The organism is Pseudomonas proteolytica (assembly GCF_007858275.1).
In the GTDB taxonomy this organism is placed as follows: Bacteria; Pseudomonadota; Gammaproteobacteria; order Pseudomonadales; family Pseudomonadaceae; genus Aquipseudomonas; species Aquipseudomonas proteolytica.
The window spans coordinates 64235-83671 of record NZ_VFEV01000022.1; the positions used below are offsets into that span (position 1 = coordinate 64235).

General features: G+C 59.7%; 14 protein-coding genes. 10 read left to right on the top strand and 4 right to left on the bottom strand.

Features of this window, described 5'->3' with window-relative positions; genetic code table 11:
- Positions 1-184: 184 nt before the first annotated feature.
- From FIV38_RS17065 to FIV38_RS17080, 4 genes are all read left to right on the top strand, one after another.
- Positions 185-1381, top strand: coding sequence for a GGDEF domain-containing protein (locus tag FIV38_RS17065; RefSeq protein ID WP_092236596.1), 1197 nt, complete (start codon positions 185-187; stop codon positions 1379-1381).
- Positions 1382-1438: 57 nt separating this feature from the next.
- Positions 1439-2344, top strand: coding sequence for a transcriptional regulator GcvA (gcvA, locus tag FIV38_RS17070; protein WP_092236599.1), 906 nt, complete (start codon positions 1439-1441; stop codon positions 2342-2344).
- A 74-nt stretch (positions 2345-2418) separates the two neighbouring features.
- Positions 2419-3246, top strand: coding sequence for a DMT family transporter (locus tag FIV38_RS17075; RefSeq protein ID WP_092236601.1), 828 nt, complete (start codon positions 2419-2421; stop codon positions 3244-3246).
- A gap of 29 nt (positions 3247-3275) precedes the next feature.
- Complete coding sequence (locus FIV38_RS17080) at positions 3276-4037, top strand: SDR family oxidoreductase (RefSeq protein WP_092236603.1); 762 nt, start codon at positions 3276-3278, stop codon at positions 4035-4037.
- A gap of 28 nt (positions 4038-4065) precedes the next feature.
- On the opposite strand, the gene FIV38_RS17085 is transcribed toward FIV38_RS17080, so the two are convergent.
- The gene (locus FIV38_RS17085; protein WP_092236612.1) at positions 4066-5034 is read right to left on the bottom strand and encodes an AraC family transcriptional regulator; all 969 of its coding nucleotides are present in this window, start codon (positions 5032-5034) and stop codon (positions 4066-4068) included.
- 103 nt (positions 5035-5137) lie between these two features.
- On the opposite strand from FIV38_RS17085, the gene FIV38_RS17090 reads away from it, so the two are divergent.
- Positions 5138-6385, top strand: coding sequence for an MFS transporter (locus tag FIV38_RS17090; protein ID WP_092236614.1), 1248 nt, complete (start codon positions 5138-5140; stop codon positions 6383-6385).
- A gap of 39 nt (positions 6386-6424) precedes the next feature.
- Here the strand turns inward: FIV38_RS17090 and FIV38_RS17095 are convergent, their stop codons facing one another.
- Positions 6425-8023, bottom strand: coding sequence for a hypothetical protein (locus FIV38_RS17095; protein WP_092236616.1), 1599 nt, complete (start codon positions 8021-8023; stop codon positions 6425-6427).
- A 242-nt stretch (positions 8024-8265) separates the two neighbouring features.
- Complete coding sequence (locus tag FIV38_RS17100) at positions 8266-9180, bottom strand: LysR family transcriptional regulator (RefSeq protein ID WP_070994887.1); 915 nt, start codon at positions 9178-9180, stop codon at positions 8266-8268.
- 247 nt (positions 9181-9427) lie between these two features.
- On the opposite strand from FIV38_RS17100, the gene FIV38_RS17105 reads away from it, so the two are divergent.
- The 4 genes from FIV38_RS17105 to pgm all read left to right on the top strand — a co-directional run bounded on the left by FIV38_RS17105 (position 9428) and on the right by pgm (position 15770).
- Positions 9428-10450, top strand: a complete 1023-nt coding sequence (locus FIV38_RS17105) for a zinc-dependent alcohol dehydrogenase family protein (protein WP_029300001.1) — start codon at positions 9428-9430, stop codon at positions 10448-10450.
- Between the two features lie 700 nt (positions 10451-11150).
- The gene (locus FIV38_RS17110; RefSeq protein WP_092236618.1) at positions 11151-12563 is read left to right on the top strand and encodes a hypothetical protein; all 1413 of its coding nucleotides are present in this window, start codon (positions 11151-11153) and stop codon (positions 12561-12563) included.
- Positions 12564-12606: 43 nt separating this feature from the next.
- The gene (locus FIV38_RS17115; RefSeq protein ID WP_092236620.1) at positions 12607-14007 is read left to right on the top strand and encodes an aminotransferase-like domain-containing protein; all 1401 of its coding nucleotides are present in this window, start codon (positions 12607-12609) and stop codon (positions 14005-14007) included.
- 113 nt (positions 14008-14120) lie between these two features.
- Positions 14121-15770, top strand: coding sequence for a phosphoglucomutase (alpha-D-glucose-1,6-bisphosphate-dependent) (pgm, locus tag FIV38_RS17120; protein WP_092236622.1), 1650 nt, complete (start codon positions 14121-14123; stop codon positions 15768-15770).
- A 58-nt stretch (positions 15771-15828) separates the two neighbouring features.
- On the opposite strand, the gene FIV38_RS17125 is transcribed toward pgm, so the two are convergent.
- A complete protein-coding gene (locus FIV38_RS17125; protein ID WP_070994883.1) occupies positions 15829-16524 on the bottom strand; it encodes a pirin family protein in 696 nt (231 codons plus the stop codon).
- A 227-nt stretch (positions 16525-16751) separates the two neighbouring features.
- On the opposite strand from FIV38_RS17125, the gene FIV38_RS17130 reads away from it, so the two are divergent.
- Positions 16752-19217 (top strand): UvrD-helicase domain-containing protein, encoded by a 2466-nt coding sequence (locus FIV38_RS17130; RefSeq protein ID WP_092236624.1) that lies wholly within the window; start codon positions 16752-16754, stop codon positions 19215-19217.
- Positions 19218-19437 lie beyond the last annotated feature (220 nt).

The window sequence follows — 19437 nt, forward strand, 5'->3', positions numbered from 1 at the left end:
TTTCGGGCATGGATTCACAGGCTGATCAGACGACGGTCTTTTAAAGACTGCCCGTCACGGAGTTTTGAGTATCTGCACGCTGGCAGGACAGGCGCGAAGATAATGCTGCAGGTGGCTGACAAACTGACAGCCGACTCAACTAAACTCCACCAGAGCTGCTCCCGACAGCGCCTGGTGAGACGTCATGATTGCCCATACCCCCACGCTATTTGCCTGCGTCGCCTTAGTGGCGACGATCATGGCGTTTTGTCTGATATTGGTCGGCCAGTTCAACCAGCGTGACGGCTTGCTGACCATTGGCTTTGGTTTGCTGGCACATGCCCTGGCCTACATTGGATACACCTTGTACGGCCACGCCCCGTTGTGGTTGACCTATGGGGCTGCGAACACATTGTTGGCGGTCGCGCTGGCTTTTTACGGGGCCAGCGTATTTCGGATCGTTGAGTTGCGCGTCCGCTGGTGGCGGATATTTGCGCCTGCTGCATTGATGCTTGTATTGATGGTCAGTCTGATCGACACGCTGGAGCCGAGAATGCTCGCCGCCACGCTTGTGTTGATGGTGCAGTGCGCCTTGATCATCTATTGGACGCGCCGCTACATACCCGCTCAGGGGCGTGCGCGCATGCTGTTGATCATCGGCTCAAGCATCAGCCTGATCGGCCTGGGCATGCGGGTGATCGCCATCATCGGCGGAGGGGCTGCCGAGATGCGCTATGACGTCAGTAACCTCAAGCAAACCATCTCAGTCAGCATCGGCACGTTCACCGCGATGATGATCTCCCTAGGGCTGGTGCTTCTGGCCAAAGAGCGCAGTGAGTCGTTATTCCAGCGCCTGGCGTTGCGTGACGTGCTGACCGGCATTCTCAATCGCAGAGCCGTCCTCGAGCAGTTTTCCAAAGAACTGGAACGCGCGCGTCGAGACGCTTCCTACCTGGCAGTGGCGATGGTCGACATCGACCATTTCAAGCAGATCAATGATGTGTATGGGCACCTGGCGGGTGATGAGGTGATTTGCCACTGCGTCAATCAACTTACCCAGCGAATTCGTGAGTCCGACAGTATCGGGCGTTACGGTGGCGAGGAGTTTCTGGTGCTGCTTCCCCGCACCAGCCCCGAAAACGCTGTGACAGTCCTGGACCAATTGCGTGCGTCGGTCGCTGAGTCACCGGCTCGGTTTGGCGAGGCAAGCATCTCATTGCGCATCAGCATCGGTGTTTGTTGCGTGGTGCCAAACGAAGATGACACCACGGCCAGCCTGCTTGCCCGTGCGGATGCCGCTCTTTATGACGCCAAGGGTTTGGGGCGCAATATCTTGTGTTTGGCACCGCCGCAGGAGCATCGCGATAACACGGCACCGCTCACGTCATTGAGCGCTAGGTGAAACATGAGCTAGCGTTCATGCATGCACCTTCCTGATAACTCGCTGGATACTGCCCCTATGAGAGACCTGCCGCCCACTGCCACCTTGCGCGCATTTGAAGCAGCAACCCGGCACTTGACCTTTACGTCGGCCGCGCAGGAACTACATGTTACTCAAAGCGCGGTCAGTCACCAGCTCAAGCACCTTGAGGCGCTGTGGGGCGTGCAGTTGTTTGAGCGTAGCAAGACGTTACGCCTCACGGCAGCGGGGGCTGCGCTGGCGCCGATCGTGCGGGAGTTTTTCATCAGCCTGGAGGCGACTCTGGGTGATTTGCGCGAGCAAAAAGACAGGGTTCGACTCAGCGTCAGCACCACCTATTCCTTCGCGCTCAAATGGCTGCTGCCACGCTTGCCGCGTCTCTCTCGTCAGTACCCCGAGCTGCTGGTCTCGCTGGACACCACGGATAAAATAATCCACTTCTCCCACGGCCAGGCGGATGTTGCGATCAGGCTCGGCAAGAGCAACTACCCAGGTCTGCATTCTGAGTTCCTGTTTGGGGAGCAGGTCTTTCCTGTGGCCAGCCCCGAACTGTTGCGGCGCGTAGGGACTCCGCAGAGCCCCGCAGACCTGATGCATTTCCCGCTGTTGACGCGGGACGGTGCCGAGTTGGTGCCTAAATGGGAGGTATGGTTTCAAGCCGTCGGGCTGGCCTATTTGCCGCTCAAGGAGAGCGTCAGATTTGGCGATACCAACATGACGGTCGAGGCGGCCTTGCTCGGCCAGGGCGTTGCATTGGTGCGCAGTGGGCATGTCGAGAACGAAATCAGCGATGGCCGTTTGGTGCGGTTGTTTGATGTGCCGCTTCCATCGCCATTGGCTTACTACTTCGTTTGCCCCAAGGGCATCGAATCGCAGCCGCACATCGCCAGCTTTCGCCAATGGTTGGTCGGCGAGGCACTGAAAGTCCAACGACTGGATGAGTAAATTATGAGCATCCGTTCATGCTCCGATGAGGAGACTTCGCTTTAGTCCCGGCGCGGCATTGCCTAAAGTGGCGCATGCCTATCCCTATCATCTTCCTCGTGCTTTTCGCCGCGCTCCTGCATGCCAGCTGGAATGCGCTGCTGCGTAGCGGTGCCGATCGGTTGTGGTCCATGACGGTGATGTGCATTGCCATCGCCATTACCAGTGTCGTCGCCGCAGCGTTCATGGTGCCCCCCGCGATTGAGAGCTGGGGCTACGCGGTGCTTTCGGCGTTGCTGCATGTGGGCTACAACCTGTTCCTGGTGCGCAGTTACCGGGTCGGCGACCTGGGGCAGGTCTATCCGATTTCACGGGGTTCGTCGCCGGTGCTGGTTACCTTGGGCGCCGCGGTTTTTGCTGGAGAAAGCATCACGTCTGGCGAGTTGCTGGGGATTGCGCTGGTGTCAGGCGGGATTATTTCGTTGGCCTTCAGAGGGCGCAGTCTGTCGGTTCCCAGCTTGCCCTATGCGCTGGGTACGGGCGGCTTTATCGCGGCCTACAGCGTGGTCGACGGCATCGGCGCCAGGCTCTCCGGCGCGCCGCTTGCTTACACCGTGTGGATGTGCGCCCTGTGGGGCGTGCTGATGCCAGTGGTCTACATCGGCCTGCGTGACACCCGCAGCTTGTTCTGCGTGAGGCCCGGAACAGTGACCGCGTTGGTTGGCGGGCTGGTCTCTTTGCTTGCGTATGGAATGGTCATCTACGCCATGACCGAAGCGCCCTTGGGGGCGGTATCGGCATTGCGCGAAACCAGCGTGCTGTTTGCGGTGTTGATCGGCTATGTGTTTCTCGGCGAGACGCTCACCGCGCGCCGGATACTGGCATGCGCAGTGATCGCCAGCGGCACCCTCATCATCGGCTGATACAGCCAACAGCGCAGGAGCTATATCTCATGGTCAACGTCTCACAGGCACCGCTGATTCTAATCACGGGTGGAAGTCGTGGAGTGGGGGCCGCAACCGCCCGGCTGGCTGCGGCAAGAGGTTATGACGTGGCTATCAGCTACGTTGCCAACGAGCCCGCAGCGCGGGCGGTGGTTGCGGATATAGAAGCATTGGGGCGCAAAGCCTTGGCGATGCGGGCAGACAGTGCGGACCCCCAGCAGGTGGCCGATTTGTTCGCGGCCATCGATCGCACGTTCGGCCGCATTGACGTCCTGGTCAATAACGCCGGGATGCTGGCGCCTCAGTCACGCCTGGAAGAGCTCGGCTTCGAGCGTATGCAGCGCATCTTTGCGGTCAATGCGATTGGGCCAATTCTCTGCGCGCAACAGGCGGTAAAGCGCATGTCTTACCGTCACAACGGCCCGGGCGGCGTGGTGATCAATGTCTCATCGGCCTCCGCGCGTCTTGGCAGTCCCAATGAGTACGTCGACTATGCGGCGTCAAAGGGGGCGTTGGAGACGTTCACCATTGGCTTTGCAAAGGAAGTGGCTCGGGAAGGCATACGCGTCAACTGTATTCGCCCCGGACATATTTATACCGACATGCATGCCAGTGGCGGTGAGCCGGGGCGGGTCGATCGTGTCAAGGACTCGATCCCCATGGGGCGGGGCGGACAGCCGGAGGAAGTGGCCCGCGCGATTCTATGGTTGGCGAGCGCCGAGGCATCGTTCGTGACCGGTACATTCCTGGACGTAACGGGCGGTAAATGAGTCAGAGGCACGGATCATCGACTCGGTTTCAAGTAACAGCGGGTTGCCTCACCTTACGACTCAATCCAGGTGTTTTGCCCGTGATGCGCTTGAATGCACGACTGAAAGCGGCCTGCGATGTATAGCCCAAACGCTGCGCTACCTCTTCAATCGGTAGCCTTTCAAGGGTCAGCCACTGGCTCGCCAGCCGCATGCGCAGTTCGGTGACATAGCGTAGCGGGGCCATGCCAATCGTCAGCTGGAAGCGGTCCGCGAAGACCGAACGTGAGGTATTGCAGTGCTCGGCCAACTGCGCAACGGTCCAGTCGCGGCCCGGTTGCTGATGGAGCGCAAGCAGCGCGCCGGCCAAGCGTGGATCGCGCAAGGCGGCGACCAGGCCCGAGGCATTGCCGCAGGCGCACTCCACCCAACCGCGAACGACCATGGCAGCCACCACGTCGGCCAAGCGCGCGAGGATACCGGCGAAGCCGATACGGGCGGCGCTGACCTCACGCTCCATGGTGGTCAGGATTGGTACCAGGCCGGGGTAACGCTGGCCGCCGGCATCAATCAGCATCAGGCCCGGCATCAGCTTGCCAAGGCCATGGATACTGCCCAGTTCAAACTCCATACAACCACTGAACAAAATAGTGCTCGGCGTGGAGCTGGCATCGGCGCCGGCATCCACTGCGCTGACGGTGTCACCGAGCGGGGCGCCGTCTAGACGGTCGATGTCTAGAACAGGCGCGTGCGGATGTGAAAGCAGTTGATGGGCCGCGCCATGGGAGATGAACACGGCGTTGCCGGCAGACAGCTCGTAGGTGGTGCCATCCTCCATGCGCAGCACCGCATTACCGACGGCGATGAAGTGGAACCAGGCGTGCCCAGGCTTTTCCGGGAAGCCCAAACCGAAGGCGGGGCCTGCCTGGATACGCCGGTATTCGACACCACGCAGGCGCATGCCACGCAATAGCTCGTTGATGAGGTCTGAGGAGAGAGCAAACTGGTCAGCAGGCATCGTTCAGGTGTTTTAGTCAAAAAGAAGAGATTTTCAATCATAGATCATCCAGCTTACGGCGCCTAGACTTCGGTTCGTAATGAAGATTGGGAGATCCGTACAAATGACCGACTGTGTATGTAATGCCGTCCCTGACCGCCATCCTGGCGCCGACTTGGATGTTGAGCCCGCGACCCCCGCGTGGATGGCCGTCTTTTCGTTGGCGATGGGGGTGTTCGGGTTACTGACCGCTGAGTACCTTCCGGCCAGTTTGTTGACGCTGATGGCCACTGACCTGGGAGTGTCCGAAGCGCTGGCTGGCCAGGCGGTAACGGTGACAGCCGTCGTAGCGCTGTTCGCCGGCTTGTTGGTGCCAGGCCTGACCCGTGGCATCGACCGGCGTTGGGTGTTGCTGGGGTTTTCCACGTTGATGGTCGCTTCCAATCTGTTGGTCGCCGTTTCCTCCAGCTTCGCGGTGCTGTTGTTGATGCGCATCTTGCTGGGTATTGCCCTAGGCGGGTTCTGGAGCATGGCGGCGGCGGTCGCGATGCGGTTGGTGCCGAGTGCTCTATTGCCTCGGGCGCTATCGATCATTTTCAGCGGCATTGCCATCGGGACGGTCGTTGCAGTGCCGCTGGGCAGCTATCTGGGCGGGCTTTATGGCTGGCGCAGCGCGTTCTTTGCAGCGGCGGCGGTAGGCATGGTGACCCTGGCTTTTCAGTCGTTCACTCTGCCGCGCCTCGCGCCGCGTCGGCCGGCAAGACTGCGCACTGTTTTAGAGGTGTTGCAGCGCCCAGGCATCGCCATGGGGATGTTCGGTTGCGTGCTGGTGCACAGCGGGCACTTCGCGATGTTCACCTATGTTCGGCCATTCCTTGAAGGGACTACGGGTATTGGCTCGCAAGGGCTGTCACTGATGTTGCTGGGGTTCGGTGTGGCCAACTTCGTCGGCACGCTGTTGGCCGGGAGGCTGTTGGAGCGCCACCCGCTGGCCACACTGGTGTTGATGCCCGCCCTGGTCGGCGTTGCAGCACTGGCGTTGGTGCTGTTGCCGGCGTCGTTGCCGGGGCAGGCGATACTCCTGGCGATCTGGGGCTTGGCCTTTGGTGGTGTGCCGGTAGCGTGGTCGAACTGGGTTGCCAGTGCGGTACCTGATCAGGCGGAAAGCGCCGGAGGCATGGTGGTGGCATCTGTGCAATCGGCCATCGCAACAGGCGCCGCCGCTGGCGGTGCAGTGTTCAGCCTCGGCGGTAGCGCAGGCGTATTCGTCGCAGCGGCTGTGCTGATGCTGCTGGCCGCGCTGTTGATTGCGCTGCGGGTCCGCGTCCCTTCTGCCCAGGGCGTTCCATCGTGGAAAGGACTCGGCCCATGACTCATGGCACAAAGAGCAGGCTGATTACGATGTAGCTCCTTATGATCGGTTCTCGCCCGCAGATAGCCGATTTATCAGGAATCTAGCCAACACTTCGGTTTCACCAATTATCCACTTCGACTTCAGTGGCAGGGTGCATTGGGGTAACAACGTCTGAGGATCTCTTACGAAATGTGGGGTGTAGCCTAGCAATCCTGCGTAAAGCGCGGCGTTGCTAACCAGGCTTTCGTAGAAGCGCTCGAATAGCTCCTCCTCTTTTCGTTCTGAAAGCAGGCGATATTGCGCTTTACTGAACGCACATAGCTGTATGTAAAAAGGGATGAACAACGGTCCCGCTCTGTGTTTGGCCTGTTCGAGCGCGGCGCCGAAGTGCACGAGCGCTCGTTTGTCGTCACCGGCATACATGGCATCCTGGGCGAATTTCCATTCGTTAAGCCAGTTCGCTACTCTCCCTGACGCGATGTGCCAGGCGCCTTGCGCAAACAGCTTGTGTTCGTTCCTATATGCGAGATCCAGGCAGCTTGGAATCTCTGCAGCGCTGTTCAGTGAGCCCGGTAAACGCCTGATACCGTCAAGCTGTGCCTGGTAACGCAGGGAAGCCTGCTGGGCAAACGCTTCATCGTCGAGGGGGTACTGGTTGAATAACAATTCGAGCCAGTCGCTACTCGGTATCGCATGACGTAGGTCAACCGGCGCTGTTTTGGAGCGGCTCCTCGCCTCACGTTCAAACGTCCCGCAATCTGCCACATGGATATTGAGGTTGTGAGCGATCATGGCCGCGAAGGCGTGCACTGCGAATGCTTTCTTATCGATCGCCTCCGGCAGCTGGCAGGTCAGCGGTTGAAGGGTTGGATAAAATATTTCCCATTTCACACGGCTAGGCTTGCGTAGTCGATCGATCACCTGTTTCGACTGAGTGTTCACGAGTTGGGAGGTGAAATCACAATTCCAAGCTTGCTCCCCGAGCGGCGCGTCTAGCTGAAACTGGTGATACTGATGAAGTTTGTGCAGCGAGATACCGGTTATGCTGCAAGCCAGGTCGGCGAAGCTCCTTAACGGCCACTGTTCGTCCTGATCCTCTGCCGGCCAAGTATTGCCATGTGACGTTGCGCGGGCGAGCACCTTCGTCAATTCAATCAAATCTTGGCTGAGAAACCACTGGTAGCTGGATGTTTGGCTGTGTGTGTTGCAAGCATATTCCCTGACAAACTCTCGGTAATGGGCAAAGGCCGACACATAAAAGTCGATCGCGAATTCGGATACATTCCAACGTGCGTAACGTTCAGCGATTAAAGTCTGGATGTATTGGCTCAACTCCAAGTATTCATCGAACGATTCAAAGTCTGATTTGGACAGGTAATTCACATAGGCTTGAATCGTTCTGCTCTTCTTAACCTTCTGCGCATCCTTTGGGGCTAGCTGGGCAGTGACGACTGCAAGGTCATCGAGAGAACCAAAGGTGCCGTTGTCTTTTTCAACTGCTTTAAAGGCCTGCCGTAACGCGGCGCGACGTTCTTTTTCGGTGGCGGATACGTGGAAGGTGAAGTCTTCGTTTTCACTGTTCCACAGGCCTAAGCAGTCGCATACGGCTTTGTGCAGGAAACCTAATGTCGGCAGTTGATCAGTGGTGGGTAGCATGGTCATTTCCTTATAGAGAGTTCATCCCGATCCTAGGGAAATGAGAGCTTCTCACTAAGTATCAAAACAGCGATACGTGCCAGAAGATGAAGTTTGTACTGACGAATGGGGGCATCCTTTTCAAACCATCCAAAGCGTGCCCTCAGATGTGCCACCAATGTAGCGATCCACTGGAGGTGAATGGAGCTCCATGGTGTGTGGAAAGGCAGAAATGATCAGATAAACAGCCTATCCGACGACGCCTAAAGACTCTCAGGATCCCCAAAGAACATCTGAATCCGCGAACGCAACCACCGTTCCCCCGGGTCATTATCCTGCGACCCTCGCCATGCCATGTGCAGTTCAAAGCTGCGCACCGGCAACGGTGGGTCTTCGGCGCGCAGGCCGCCGGCGGCGGTCAGGGCTTCGGCGGTGTAGTCCGGCACGGTCGCCAGGATGTCGGTGCCGGCCAGCAGGGTGCCCAGGCCGTTGAACTGTGGCACGGCCAGTACTACGTGGCGCTTGCGGTCGAGTTTTTCCAACTCTTCATCGATAAACCCGCTGAGGTCGCCAGCGAATGAGACCAGGGCGTGGGGGCGGGCGCAGAAGTCGTCCAGGCTCAGGGCGCCGGGCACACTGTCGGCGCGCAGTAGCTTGGGCAGGCTGCGCCGCAGCAGTTTGCGCTTGGCGTTGGCCGGTAGGTCGGCGGTGTAGCTGACGCCAATGGAGATTTCTCCGGAGGCCAGCAGGCCGGGCATCAGGATGTAGTTGACGCGCCGGATCACCAGCACGATGCCCGGCGCTTCGGCGCGCAGGCGCTTGAGCAGTTGCGGCAGCAGGGCGAACTCCACATCGTCCGACAGGCCGATGCGAAACACCGCGGTGCTGGTGGCTGGATCGAATTCGGCGGCGCGGCTGACGGCGGTGGAAATCGAATCCAGGGCCGGCGACAGCAAGGCGAAGATCTCTACCGCCCGTGCCGAGGGTTCCATGCTGCGCCCGGTACGCACGAACAGAGGATCGTCGAACAGCCCGCGCAGGCGTGACAAGGCCGCGCTGATGGCGGGCTGGCCGAGGAACAATTTCTCGGCGGCGCGGGTCACACTGCGCTCATGCATCAAGGTTTCGAATACGATCAACAGGTTCAGGTCGACACGACGCAGGTCGTTACGGTTCATCTTGTGTCCTGGCAGATTCAGCGAACTTGACGTGAGCGGCCACATGGGAACAATGGCCGGCATGAATCTTACGGGGAAAGGCTGGTACTCTGCACCGGCTAATTCAGATTTCCTATGTTGCCTGGCGTATTTTCCTAGGCAGTGGAATCAATGACAGACATGACGACTATTAATGGCGACCGGTGGCCTTGCCCCGAAAGCCCAGATAAAGTTCATGGCATTAGAGGTTACTTTGGCGAGGTTTGCGATGTCCCGCACGATCCGTTTTCACAAGTTTGGTCCGGCCGAGGTGCTCAAGTGCGAAGAGCATGAAGCCACGTTGCCCGCACCGGGCGAAGTGCAGGTGCGTGTCGAAGCGATTGGCATCAGCTGGTACGACATTCTCTGGCGGCAGAACCTGGCGTCCTCCCATGCCCGCCTGCCATCGGGCCTTGGCCATGAAATGGCTGGCGTGGTGGTGGCCGTGGGTGAGGGCGTCGACGACCTGGTGGTAGGCGACAAGGTTGCCAGCTTTCCGGCCGAAAGCCCCAATGATTACCCGGTGTATGGCGAGGTGATTGTATTGCCTCGTTCTGCCTTGACCCGTTACCCGGACGTGTTGAGCGCGGTGCAGGCCAGCGTGCATTACACGCCGTTGTTGATTGCCTACTTTGCCTACATCGATCTGGCACGGGCCAAGCCCGGGCAGTTCGCCCTGGTCACGGATGCCAGCCATTGTGCCGGGCCATCGTTCGTGCAATTGGGCAAGGCTTTGGGGGTGCGGGTGATCGCGGCCACCAAGTCGCCGGAGGAGCGCGAATACCTGCTGTCCCTGGGCGCGGAAAAGGTCATCGTCACCGAAGAACAGGATTTGCTGATGCAAATCAACAAGTTCACGGATGGGCGCGGCGTGGATGTAGTGTTCGACGGCCTGGGCGGCCCGCAGATGTCGCTGTTGGGCGATGTACTCGCGCCCCGTGGCAGCCTGGTGCTGTACGGCCTGCAAGGCGGCAACCAGACCCCGTTCCCGGCCTGTGCCGCGTTCCAGAAGAACATCCAGTTCTTTGTGCACTGCATCGGCAACTTCACCGGCAAGCCGGAGTTGGGTATTGCTCAGGATCAAGCCGCGCTGCAGCGGGCCCTGAACGAGATCAACCAGTTGACCGCAGATGGCCTGCTGGTGCCGCTCAAGACCCGGGTGTTTCCATTCAGCCAGTTCGTCGACGCCCATCGCTACATGGATGAATGCCCGTGCCGTGAGCGGGTAGCGTTGCAGGTTGAAGCCGTTTGATCTGTGGGAATGTTCGCAAACGGACATTCTGCGAGTGTTTGCCATGGGGCAAATACGCCATTTAGAAGGACTGGATCTACGTCCTTGCTGAGCCTCCTGCCGGGATTTCTTCCCTGCAAAACCTGCCCTTGATGCCGCCGCTGCCCTGAATCCCAGAGCGGCGGCGTTTTGTTTGGGCGCTGCGGTCAATCCCCGCCCACCGAACTGCACTGGTTTTTGCCCTGAGTCTGTATCTTTTAATCATCAATCAAGCGCTGATAATTGCCCGGTCACTTTCATCTCAAGGACTGAGCAATGAATACAGCAAACAACTCAAAACAACGGTTCGCCGAAACTAACAAGTCGCTTTGTATGCCGGCCCAAGGATGTGGGTCTGCAGAAAGAGCCTTTAAGTGTGCGCGAACCAAATCCGATTTTTACCCTGCGCCGCATATGTCAGATCATTCTTTAATATTCGAGTTAAAGATTAGTAGGAGGCTGTAAGACCATTCCTAGGCCGGCCAGTGGGCCGCTGTAGGGGCTTTCCTCCGTAGGTGATGGCATCTTCGTCAGGATGTTCCAACTGGCGCTTTGTTGTGCGGTGCTAACATTTAGCTATCAGCCTTAATCACAACAGGCGTCAACTTTAAGTAAACGCAGATCGGACAGGCACGCCTAACTGCATGCCCGAAACTGCCAGTTAACCTCAGGTAGTAAAGCTATGAGCGCTATTCACGAACAAGCCATGAATTATGTTTATCAGCAAGTTTTGCAGCGATTGCTGGGTCACTTTTCGCGAGCGGAGCGCACGGCACTTCAGTTATTGATTCAGCGATTGATTGTGGCGGCCGGGGGCCTGGAGCAGATCGGCGACTACAAGGTACTGGTGGCTCATGGGGGCGGTAAAAGCAGCAGTTACGCATTGGCTTTCCTGCGGGCTGCCCAATTGACCATTGCGGGACGCGCGCCGAGGAGTTTCCAATTGCGCGTCGCGACCCTGCGCCATACGGGCATGACGCAAGCGGCGCTGGACAGCATTCACCGTGGTTACAGCGCGTTGTTTTTCCATGACGACCCCAGGGTCGAGTTGCTGATGGTGGAAAACCAGGAGGTTTTGCCTTTCAACCATCTGCGGCCGGCGTCCGCCGCGGGGCAGGATGCGGGACGGCGCAACATGCTGATGGTCGGGCATATGAGCTCGGGGGATATCCGCGCCAGTTTGTGCAACGACGGCTACCTGTCCCTGGGGGATTTCTACCGCCGCATCACGGCGTGGGACGGCGGGGTACACGCCTTGGCCAGCAGCGATTCACCGCGCAAGCAGAATCAATACCTGGCGTGGCTGGCCAGGACCACCCGTGCTGCGGGCATGAAAGGTCATTCCGGGCAGCCATTGGCGCTCAACGCGTTGTTCTCCCGCATGGACGATTGCAGTGCCGGTTATTACCGCAATGTGTATGGCGAGCATTACGCAGCACAGGATGCAGCCGCCGCCAAGGAGGTGCACCGTCACCTGGCCTACATTGGCGTGGCTGACCTGTTACGCGCCACGGAGCACGGCTGCACGGCCTTGCTCAATGATTTCATGGGCTACAAGCAAGATGAGTTCGCCTTTCAGTTCAGCACCCCGGCCTACGCCAACCCGTTGCTGATGGCCCACCTGCATGGCCTGCATGCGCAAGTGCTGCAGGGCCTGGACTATCAGCAGGGTGTCACGCGGTTTATCGAGCAGGCCATCGGCTTCATGCGCCGTAAACAAATCCCTGACGTGCTGATTGCCCAAGCCGGGACGCGGGATGGCCGCGTATTGGCGGCGACGTATGCCCGCGAGTTCTTTGGCCTGGAGGAAAGCCAATTGGTATGCCTGCTGTTTTCACCGTTTATCCAGCAAGGGCAGCGGCTGGAAGCCTTCTTGCGCCGCTGTCATCCCGGCATGCTGGTGGCGCTGCCCGAACTGCACAAAGCCCTTGAGGGCAAACCCTCGGCAGAGTTGATCCAGCACTGGATTGTCGATACCAGTGGCTTGCCCCTGGCGCTGTTGCAGCACCTGTACGGCGCCCATGTCGCGGCCAATGCGGCCTGTATCAACAGCGAGGATGGGGCCACGGTGCCGCATGGCATACCAGGGCACTGAGGGTGATTGCGCTACGCCAGCCCGTGCTGCGGCAGCCAAGGTCATGAAGGGGGATAAGCAGGCTGACTTCGCCTATCAGGCTGTCTATCGCTACATGATCAACCTGATCAACGAAGTGGGCACTGAGGCGAGGGTCAAGCTGCCGTCCCTGCGGCACTTGGCAGAGCGTTTGAATGTGTCGATTTCCACCATTCAATACGCCTACTCGCTCCTGGAGAAGGAGGGCAGGGTGTATTCGGTGGCCAAGTCCGGCTACTACGCCCTGCCCATTGCCAGCAATACGCCATGCTGTACCGCAGGCGATCTCCTTGAGCGCCTGTATGTCGGGGCACGCAGGCCGGGGATGCTGGTGCTCAGTGCCGATGAGCCGGCCCAGTTGTTGTCCCTGGACGCGCCGTTGCTGCAATTGGAGCGTGAGCTGGTGCGCCAGTACCCGCGCCAACTGCAGCCTTATTCCCAGCCGTGCGGCATTTGGGAGCTGCGGGCGGCGCTGGCGGCGCGTTATACCCATTCGCCCACACGGTGCTGGCAGGCCGATGATGTGTATATCGGTGCTGACCTGCGGGGAGTGCTGGCCATCCTGATCGAGGTGTTGGCGCTCAGAGGGGCTGCGGTGTTGGTGGAGTCGCCATGTGACTGGCTTGTCCTGCGGTTGCTGCAAGATGCCGGGGTGCGCATGATCGAGTGGCCGTGTAACGAACAGGGCAGGCTCGACCTCGGTTACTTGCAGCAGCAACTGCGGACCGAGGGCGTGCAACTGGCAGTGCTGTCTTCGACCCCGGGCATTGGCACGGGGGCGGCCTTGAGCCTGGCGGATCAGGCGCAGGTGGCGAGGTTGCTGGAACATGCCGGTTGCTGGGTGCTGGAGAATGACATCCACGGCGGGCTGGAATTCGAGGCGGGCACCCGCTATCTGCGCGATTTGGTGAACCCTGATCGACTGATGGTGTTTTCTTCCTTCGAAAAAGTCATGGGCCCGGAAGCGCCCTACGGCTATCTGCTGTCGCGGCACCTGAGCACGCAATTGCAGCGCCAGTTCCTGTTGCGCGCGTTCCGTTTGTCCTCGATTCGCCAGCGTGCAATCGCCCGGCTGCACCACAATGGCCGTTTTGACCAGCATCTTGAGCAGTTGCGCGACTTGCTCAAGGGGCACGCCGACGCCATGCACGTGCGCCTGGAGCAGCATCTGGGCGGGCGCTTGACGTACCGTCGACCCCAGGCGGGTGCTACCTACTGGCTGCGCTCCACCGAGGCCGTCGATATGCGTCGGGTCTTTCAAAACATGCTGGCGCGCCAGGTGGTGATTGCCCCTGGCGAGTTGTTCAGCGTGAGTGGCCTGTACCAGCAACATTTTCGGTTGAGCCATGTGGCAAGCACTCATCACAGCCTGGACCTGGTGTTGGAGGAGTTGGCACAGGCACTCAAGCAGGGGCAGCACGGATGAATTGGCTTTGTGGGAAATATCGCTGATTATTGTGGGATAGATACCGGCCCGCGGCGGTCGAACACCCAGTAAACTGCATCCTTTTCCGAATCCTTCTTTTCAGAGGTTTTTGCATGACTCTCAGTCCTTTTGCGGGCAAACCGGCGCCGGCTCAGTTGCTGGTGGACATCCCGCGACTGGTAACGGCCTATTACACCGGCCAGCCCGATGCAGCCATCTCCACTCAACGCGTGGCTTTCGGTACTTCCGGGCATCGTGGCAGCTCTTTTGACTTGAGCTTCAACGAATGGCACGTGTTGGCCATCAGCCAGGCGATTTGCCTGTACCGCGCAGCACAAGGCATCACTGGCCCGCTATTCGTTGGCCTCGACACCCATGCGCTGTCCACGCCGGCGGGCGCCAGTGCGCTGGAAGTGCTGGCGGCCAACGGGGTGCATGTGATGCTTGCCGAAGGTGACGAATACACGCCGACCCCGGCGATTTCCCACGCCATCATCTGCTATAACCGTGGCCGCACTAGCGGGCTGGCCGATGGCATTGTCATCACTCCGTCCCATAACCCGCCCCAGAGCGGCGGTTATAAATACAACCCGCCCAACGGCGGCCCGGCCGACACCCACGTCACCAAATGGATCGAAGCCAAGGCCAACGAACTGCTGGCTGCCAAATTGGCCGGGGTCAAGCGCATCACCCATGCCCAGGCATTGAAAGCCGATACCACCCATCGCCATGACTACCTCAACAGCTACGTGGCCGACCTGATCAATGTCATCGACATGGACGCGATCCGCAGCGCCGACTTGCGCCTGGGCGTAGACCCGTTGGGCGGAGCAGGGGTGCGCTACTGGTCGGCGATTGCCGAGCATTACCGCCTGAACCTGGAAGTGGTGAATACCGAAGTCGACCCGACATTCCGTTTCATGAGCGTGGATTGGGACGGCCAGATTCGCATGGACCCATCCTCCAGCTATGCGATGCAAGGCCTGATCGGCCTCAAGGAACGCTTCGACGTGGCGTTTGCCTGTGACCCGGACCACGACCGCCACGGCATCGTTACCCCGTCTGGTGGGCTGTTGGCGCCGAACAACTACCTGGCCGTGTCCATCGATTACCTGTTCCAGAACCGTCCCCAGTGGCGCGCTGATGCAGCCGTGGGTAAAACCGTGGTCAGCAGTGGCTTGATCGACCGTGTGGCGGCGCGCATTGGCCGGCGCCTGTATGAAGTGCCGGTGGGCTTCAAATGGTTTGCCGATGGCCTGTTCGAAGGCTCCCTGGGCTTTGGCGGCGAAGAAAGCGCCGGGGCTTCGTTCCTGCGCAAGGACGGCAGCGTGTGGAGTACTGACAAGGACGGCCTGATCCCGGCATTGCTGGCTGCGGAAATGACCTCGCGCAAAGGCCAGGACCCAAGCCAGATCTACCGTGGCCTGACCGATGCCTTGGGCGAACCGTTCGCCATCCGTGTGGATGCCAAGGCCACCCCGGCGCAGAAGGCGCTGCTGGGCAAGCTGGCACCGGAGCAGGTCACGTCCACGCAATTGGCCGGGGAGAGCATCCAGCAGATCCTCAGCCATGCGCCAGGTAACGACCAGGCGATTGGCGGGCTGAAAGTCATGACCGAAAACGGCTGGTTCGCCGCGCGGCCGTCGGGCACCGAGGATATCTACAAGATCTATGCCGAGAGCTTTATTGGCGAAGATCACCTCAAGCGCCTGGTGGAAGAGGCGCAGGTGTTGGTGGATGGTGCGATCACCAGCCAGCCGTAAAAAGTGAGGGAGCGGCGGTGCGACCTGCTCCCACATTGGGTTTGAGCCTGGCTTGAGATCAAGCCAGGTCCACCAGCACCACTTCGCTGTCTTCGATCGCGGTCACCCGCAGTACGCGTTCATCCTGCACCGCAACACCATCCCGCGCCCGCGCCTGCAAGCCATTGACTTCGATCACCCCGGTCGCCGGCACCAGGTAAGCCCGGCGTCCTGCATCCAAGTGATACTCGGCACTTTCCCCGGCCTTCAGGTTGGCCGCCACCAGGCGCGCATCGGCACGGATGCGTAGGCTTTCATTGTCGCCAAGCTTGCCGCTGGCCAAGGTCACAAACCCTTCGCGGTCGCCCTTGGGAAAAGGCTTGGCGCCCCAGGAAGGGGGCAGGCCGGCTTCATTGGGGATGATCCAGATCTGGAAAATCTTGGTGGCCGTGGCTTCCAGGTTGTATTCGCTATGGGCAATCCCGGTGCCGGCACTCATCACCTGGACGTCGCCAGCCTCGGTACGGCCCTTGTTGCCCAGGTTGTCAGCGTGGCTGATGGCGCCTTCGCGCACATAGGTGATGATTTCCATGTCCCGGTGCGGATGCTGTGGGAAGCCTGTGCCGGGAGCGATGATGTCATCGTTCCACACCCGCAGGTTGCCCCAGTGCATGCGCTGAGGGTCATGGTACTCAGCGAACGAAAAGTGGTGATGGGCATCCAGCCAACCGTGATTGGCACCGCCCAGGGAAGTAAAAGGTCGAAGTTCAAGCATGATCGTCTCCTGTTGATGGGGCTATCATCCGCCAGGGCATAATCGATAAAAAGCGTAAAAAATACCTGATTCCCATCTGATTATTCGATTGGTTTGCGCGCCGCCGAACTCGACCTGATATTCACTTCATCGTCTAACTGCATGAAGCCAAAGCAATTGGCTGGAACTGTCGCGGCATAACGGCGACCATAGGCGCTCTGTCCGCTTAACCCCCCGCAGGAGTCCGCGTGTCGCAACACACCCCCGATCTGCCCCCCGAACTGCGTCCCCTGGCGCAAATGCCGCTGTTCAAGCGCCTGGCTGCCCGGCTGTTTGGCCACGGATTGACGCGCCTGCGGGCCCAGCACCGTTTTTCGTGGCTGCATGGCCAGGCGGATGGTTTTCGCAGTGGGCATGAAGCGGGTGTGGAGTATGGCTACCAGGAAGGCAAGCGCGACGGCATCGAGGAGGGGCGCCAGGTCCTGTTGATTCGTGACTTTCGCAGTGATGAGCACCGTGCGCCCGGAATTGATGACAGCCTGTTCGACGATTGGCGCCTGCCATTGACCCCTGAGCTGAAAAAACGCATCAAGGCCGATGTGGCGCGCTTGCTACCGGCCCATGCCCAGCCCAGCGCGGCCCAGTGGAAGATGATCTTCAGCGACACCCCGTCAACCTCGGTGATTGCCGGGGCCGGGGCCGGCAAGTCCACCTCGCTGGTCCTGCGCATCCTGTTGTTGACCCATTACCTGGGCTTTGAGCTGAGCTCCATGACCGTGGTGACCTTCACCCGTGAGTCGCGCAAGGACTTCATCGGCAAACTCATGGAGATTCTCAGCCTGTGGGGCCAACCCCTTGGTTTGAAAGAGGCCCAGGCCGTGGTGCGCACCTTTCATTCACGCATCCTGCCCATGGTCCGCAGCCTGCCGGGCTTCGAGCGCTTGCAGGCCTTCGAGAACCTGCACAACGGCACCTACGATGACGACGCTGACAGCAACCCCTTCGAGCTGCGCATCAACGATGCCCAGCGCCAGCAGCTCAATGCCTGTTACCACGGGCTTTACGGCCGGCACACACGCTTTCGCGAGCTGATTGCGCCCATGGCGCGCCACGCCTTGCAGCTCAAGGAGTTGGAGCGCGACCACCCGGATGTGCAGAAGCGCATGGCGGTCACCGAGTTGGCGGCCAAGCGTGACGAAGAACTGTGCGATGTGATCGAGGACCTGTGGTTTCGCGCCGGCGCCTGGCCGATCAAGGGCATCGAGCCCAACCGTCAGAGCGTTGAAATCAATGGCGCGGCGTTCCACTGCCACGGCTACAGCGCCGAATTGGACGCTTGGGTGGTACTGGGCTTCGACGCCAGGGAAAACCCGCAGATCGCCCGCCCAGGGGCCAAGCTGTCAGTGCGCGCTGAATGGGCAGTCAAGCGCACCCTGTTTCAAGCTTTCTGTCGCAAGCCTTTGATATGGCTGGATAACTACGAGTCTTCCAAACGACTGTTGAGCAGCCTGGCGGGCGATGCCAGCTCGGGGCCGGGGTTTGATTACAAGGTCAAGGGCGAGTTGGCTTCGGCGCCGTTGCTGGACTGCTTTGTCACCGCCGCCGGGTTTATTGAAAACCTCGGCCTGGACGTACCCACGGCCGTAGGCCAGATGAGCTTTGCCAAGGATGACCCGGACCGTGGTTTCTTCGAAGCCCTGAGCATTTTCTGCAAGGCCCTGGAAGATCACCTGCTGGACCAGTCGCCGCCGATCATGACTTACAACCGCATGTTTTCGCTGTTTGGCGAGAACACCCCGGAGAACCTCAAGTTGCTCAGCGACGGGCTGTTGCGCCCGCTGTCGCACTTGATGATCGACGAGTTCCAGGACGTTTCGCCGCAGATCGTCTCGTGGATCCGCGCCAGCCTGCGCGAGATCCGCAGCCGTGGGCCGGCAATGCATGTGGGGCGCGGTGCCCAGCACTCCTCGCTGTTATGCGTGGGTGATGACTGGCAGTCGATCTATGGCTGGCGCGGCAGTTCGCCCAAGTACTTCATGGAGTTCAACAAGGAATTCCCGTCACCAAGCACCACCCGGGTAATGCTCGGGGAGAACTTCCGAAGCCACCAGCACATCATCGATGCCGCCGAGCATATCGTTAAAGCAGCACCGGCAATCAGCGGTAAAAAGGCCAAGGCCAGCGGCGCAGCCAAGGCGCTGATACCGGTGCAGGTGCTGGATCGAGATGAGGCCGCCCTGGCGCAGCAGTTGCTGGCGCACTATCAACGGGGCGAATCGGTGTTAATGCTGTATCGAAAAAGCAGCGATAAGCTGTTGATTCATGAGCATATTCAGTCAGTAGTTAACCTTGATTCTAGCTTGCCGCCTGCCCAGCGCCGTCTGAAACAACTGACCTATCACAGCGCCAAGGGACTGCAGGCGGATGCGGTGTTTTTGCTGGGCGATTGCCAGCACCTGACGCGCTCACCCTACAAGAACCAGGTGTACCGCATGGCCGGGCTTGGCAGGGACGGCGATGCCGAGCCCTATGACAATGCGCAAAAAGACGAGGTGCTGCGCCTGGCCTATGTCGGGATTACCCGGGCAGTGAGCCATTGCTACTGGTATGTCGAAGGGCAGGATGGCCAAGGCGCGAATGCGCCGAGGGCGTCGGACCGAGTGGCGGGGGGCAAAGTGTTCTTTGATGACCGCCGGGTGGCGAAGGTGAAGTAGAGGGGTTGCTGTGGTAAGTGGGTTTAGTGGGTTTAGTGGGATTAGTGGGTTTAGTGGGATTAGTGGGATTAGTGGGATTGCTGTGGCGAGCGGGCTTGCCCCGCGCTGGGCTGCGCAGCAGCCCCAATAAGCTCACCGAGTTTAGTCAGGTAAACCGAGGGCGTCGGTTCTGGGGCTGCTGCGCAGCCCAGCGCGGGGCAAGCCCGCTCGCCACAAGAAG

Bases quoted from the DNA above. Each gene is read 5' to 3' on its own strand.
- FIV38_RS17110 (WP_092236618.1), top strand. From the start codon at position 11,151: ATGAGCGCTATTCACGAACAAGCCATGAATTATGTTTATCAGCAAGTT.
- gcvA (WP_092236599.1), top strand. From the start codon at position 1,439: ATGAGAGACCTGCCGCCCACTGCCACCTTGCGCGCATTTGAAGCAGCA.
- FIV38_RS17095 (WP_092236616.1), bottom strand. From the start codon at position 8,023: ATGCTACCCACCACTGATCAACTGCCGACATTAGGTTTCCTGCACAAA.
- pgm (WP_092236622.1), top strand. From the start codon at position 14,121: ATGACTCTCAGTCCTTTTGCGGGCAAACCGGCGCCGGCTCAGTTGCTG.
- FIV38_RS17085 (WP_092236612.1), bottom strand. From the start codon at position 5,034: ATGCCTGCTGACCAGTTTGCTCTCTCCTCAGACCTCATCAACGAGCTA.
- FIV38_RS17090 (WP_092236614.1), top strand. From the start codon at position 5,138: ATGACCGACTGTGTATGTAATGCCGTCCCTGACCGCCATCCTGGCGCC.
- FIV38_RS17115 (WP_092236620.1), top strand. From the start codon at position 12,607: ATGAAGGGGGATAAGCAGGCTGACTTCGCCTATCAGGCTGTCTATCGC.
- FIV38_RS17125 (WP_070994883.1), bottom strand. From the start codon at position 16,524: ATGCTTGAACTTCGACCTTTTACTTCCCTGGGCGGTGCCAATCACGGT.
- FIV38_RS17100 (WP_070994887.1), bottom strand. From the start codon at position 9,180: ATGAACCGTAACGACCTGCGTCGTGTCGACCTGAACCTGTTGATCGTA.
- FIV38_RS17105 (WP_029300001.1), top strand. From the start codon at position 9,428: ATGTCCCGCACGATCCGTTTTCACAAGTTTGGTCCGGCCGAGGTGCTC.
- FIV38_RS17080 (WP_092236603.1), top strand. From the start codon at position 3,276: ATGGTCAACGTCTCACAGGCACCGCTGATTCTAATCACGGGTGGAAGT.
- FIV38_RS17065 (WP_092236596.1), top strand. From the start codon at position 185: ATGATTGCCCATACCCCCACGCTATTTGCCTGCGTCGCCTTAGTGGCG.
- FIV38_RS17075 (WP_092236601.1), top strand. From the start codon at position 2,419: ATGCCTATCCCTATCATCTTCCTCGTGCTTTTCGCCGCGCTCCTGCAT.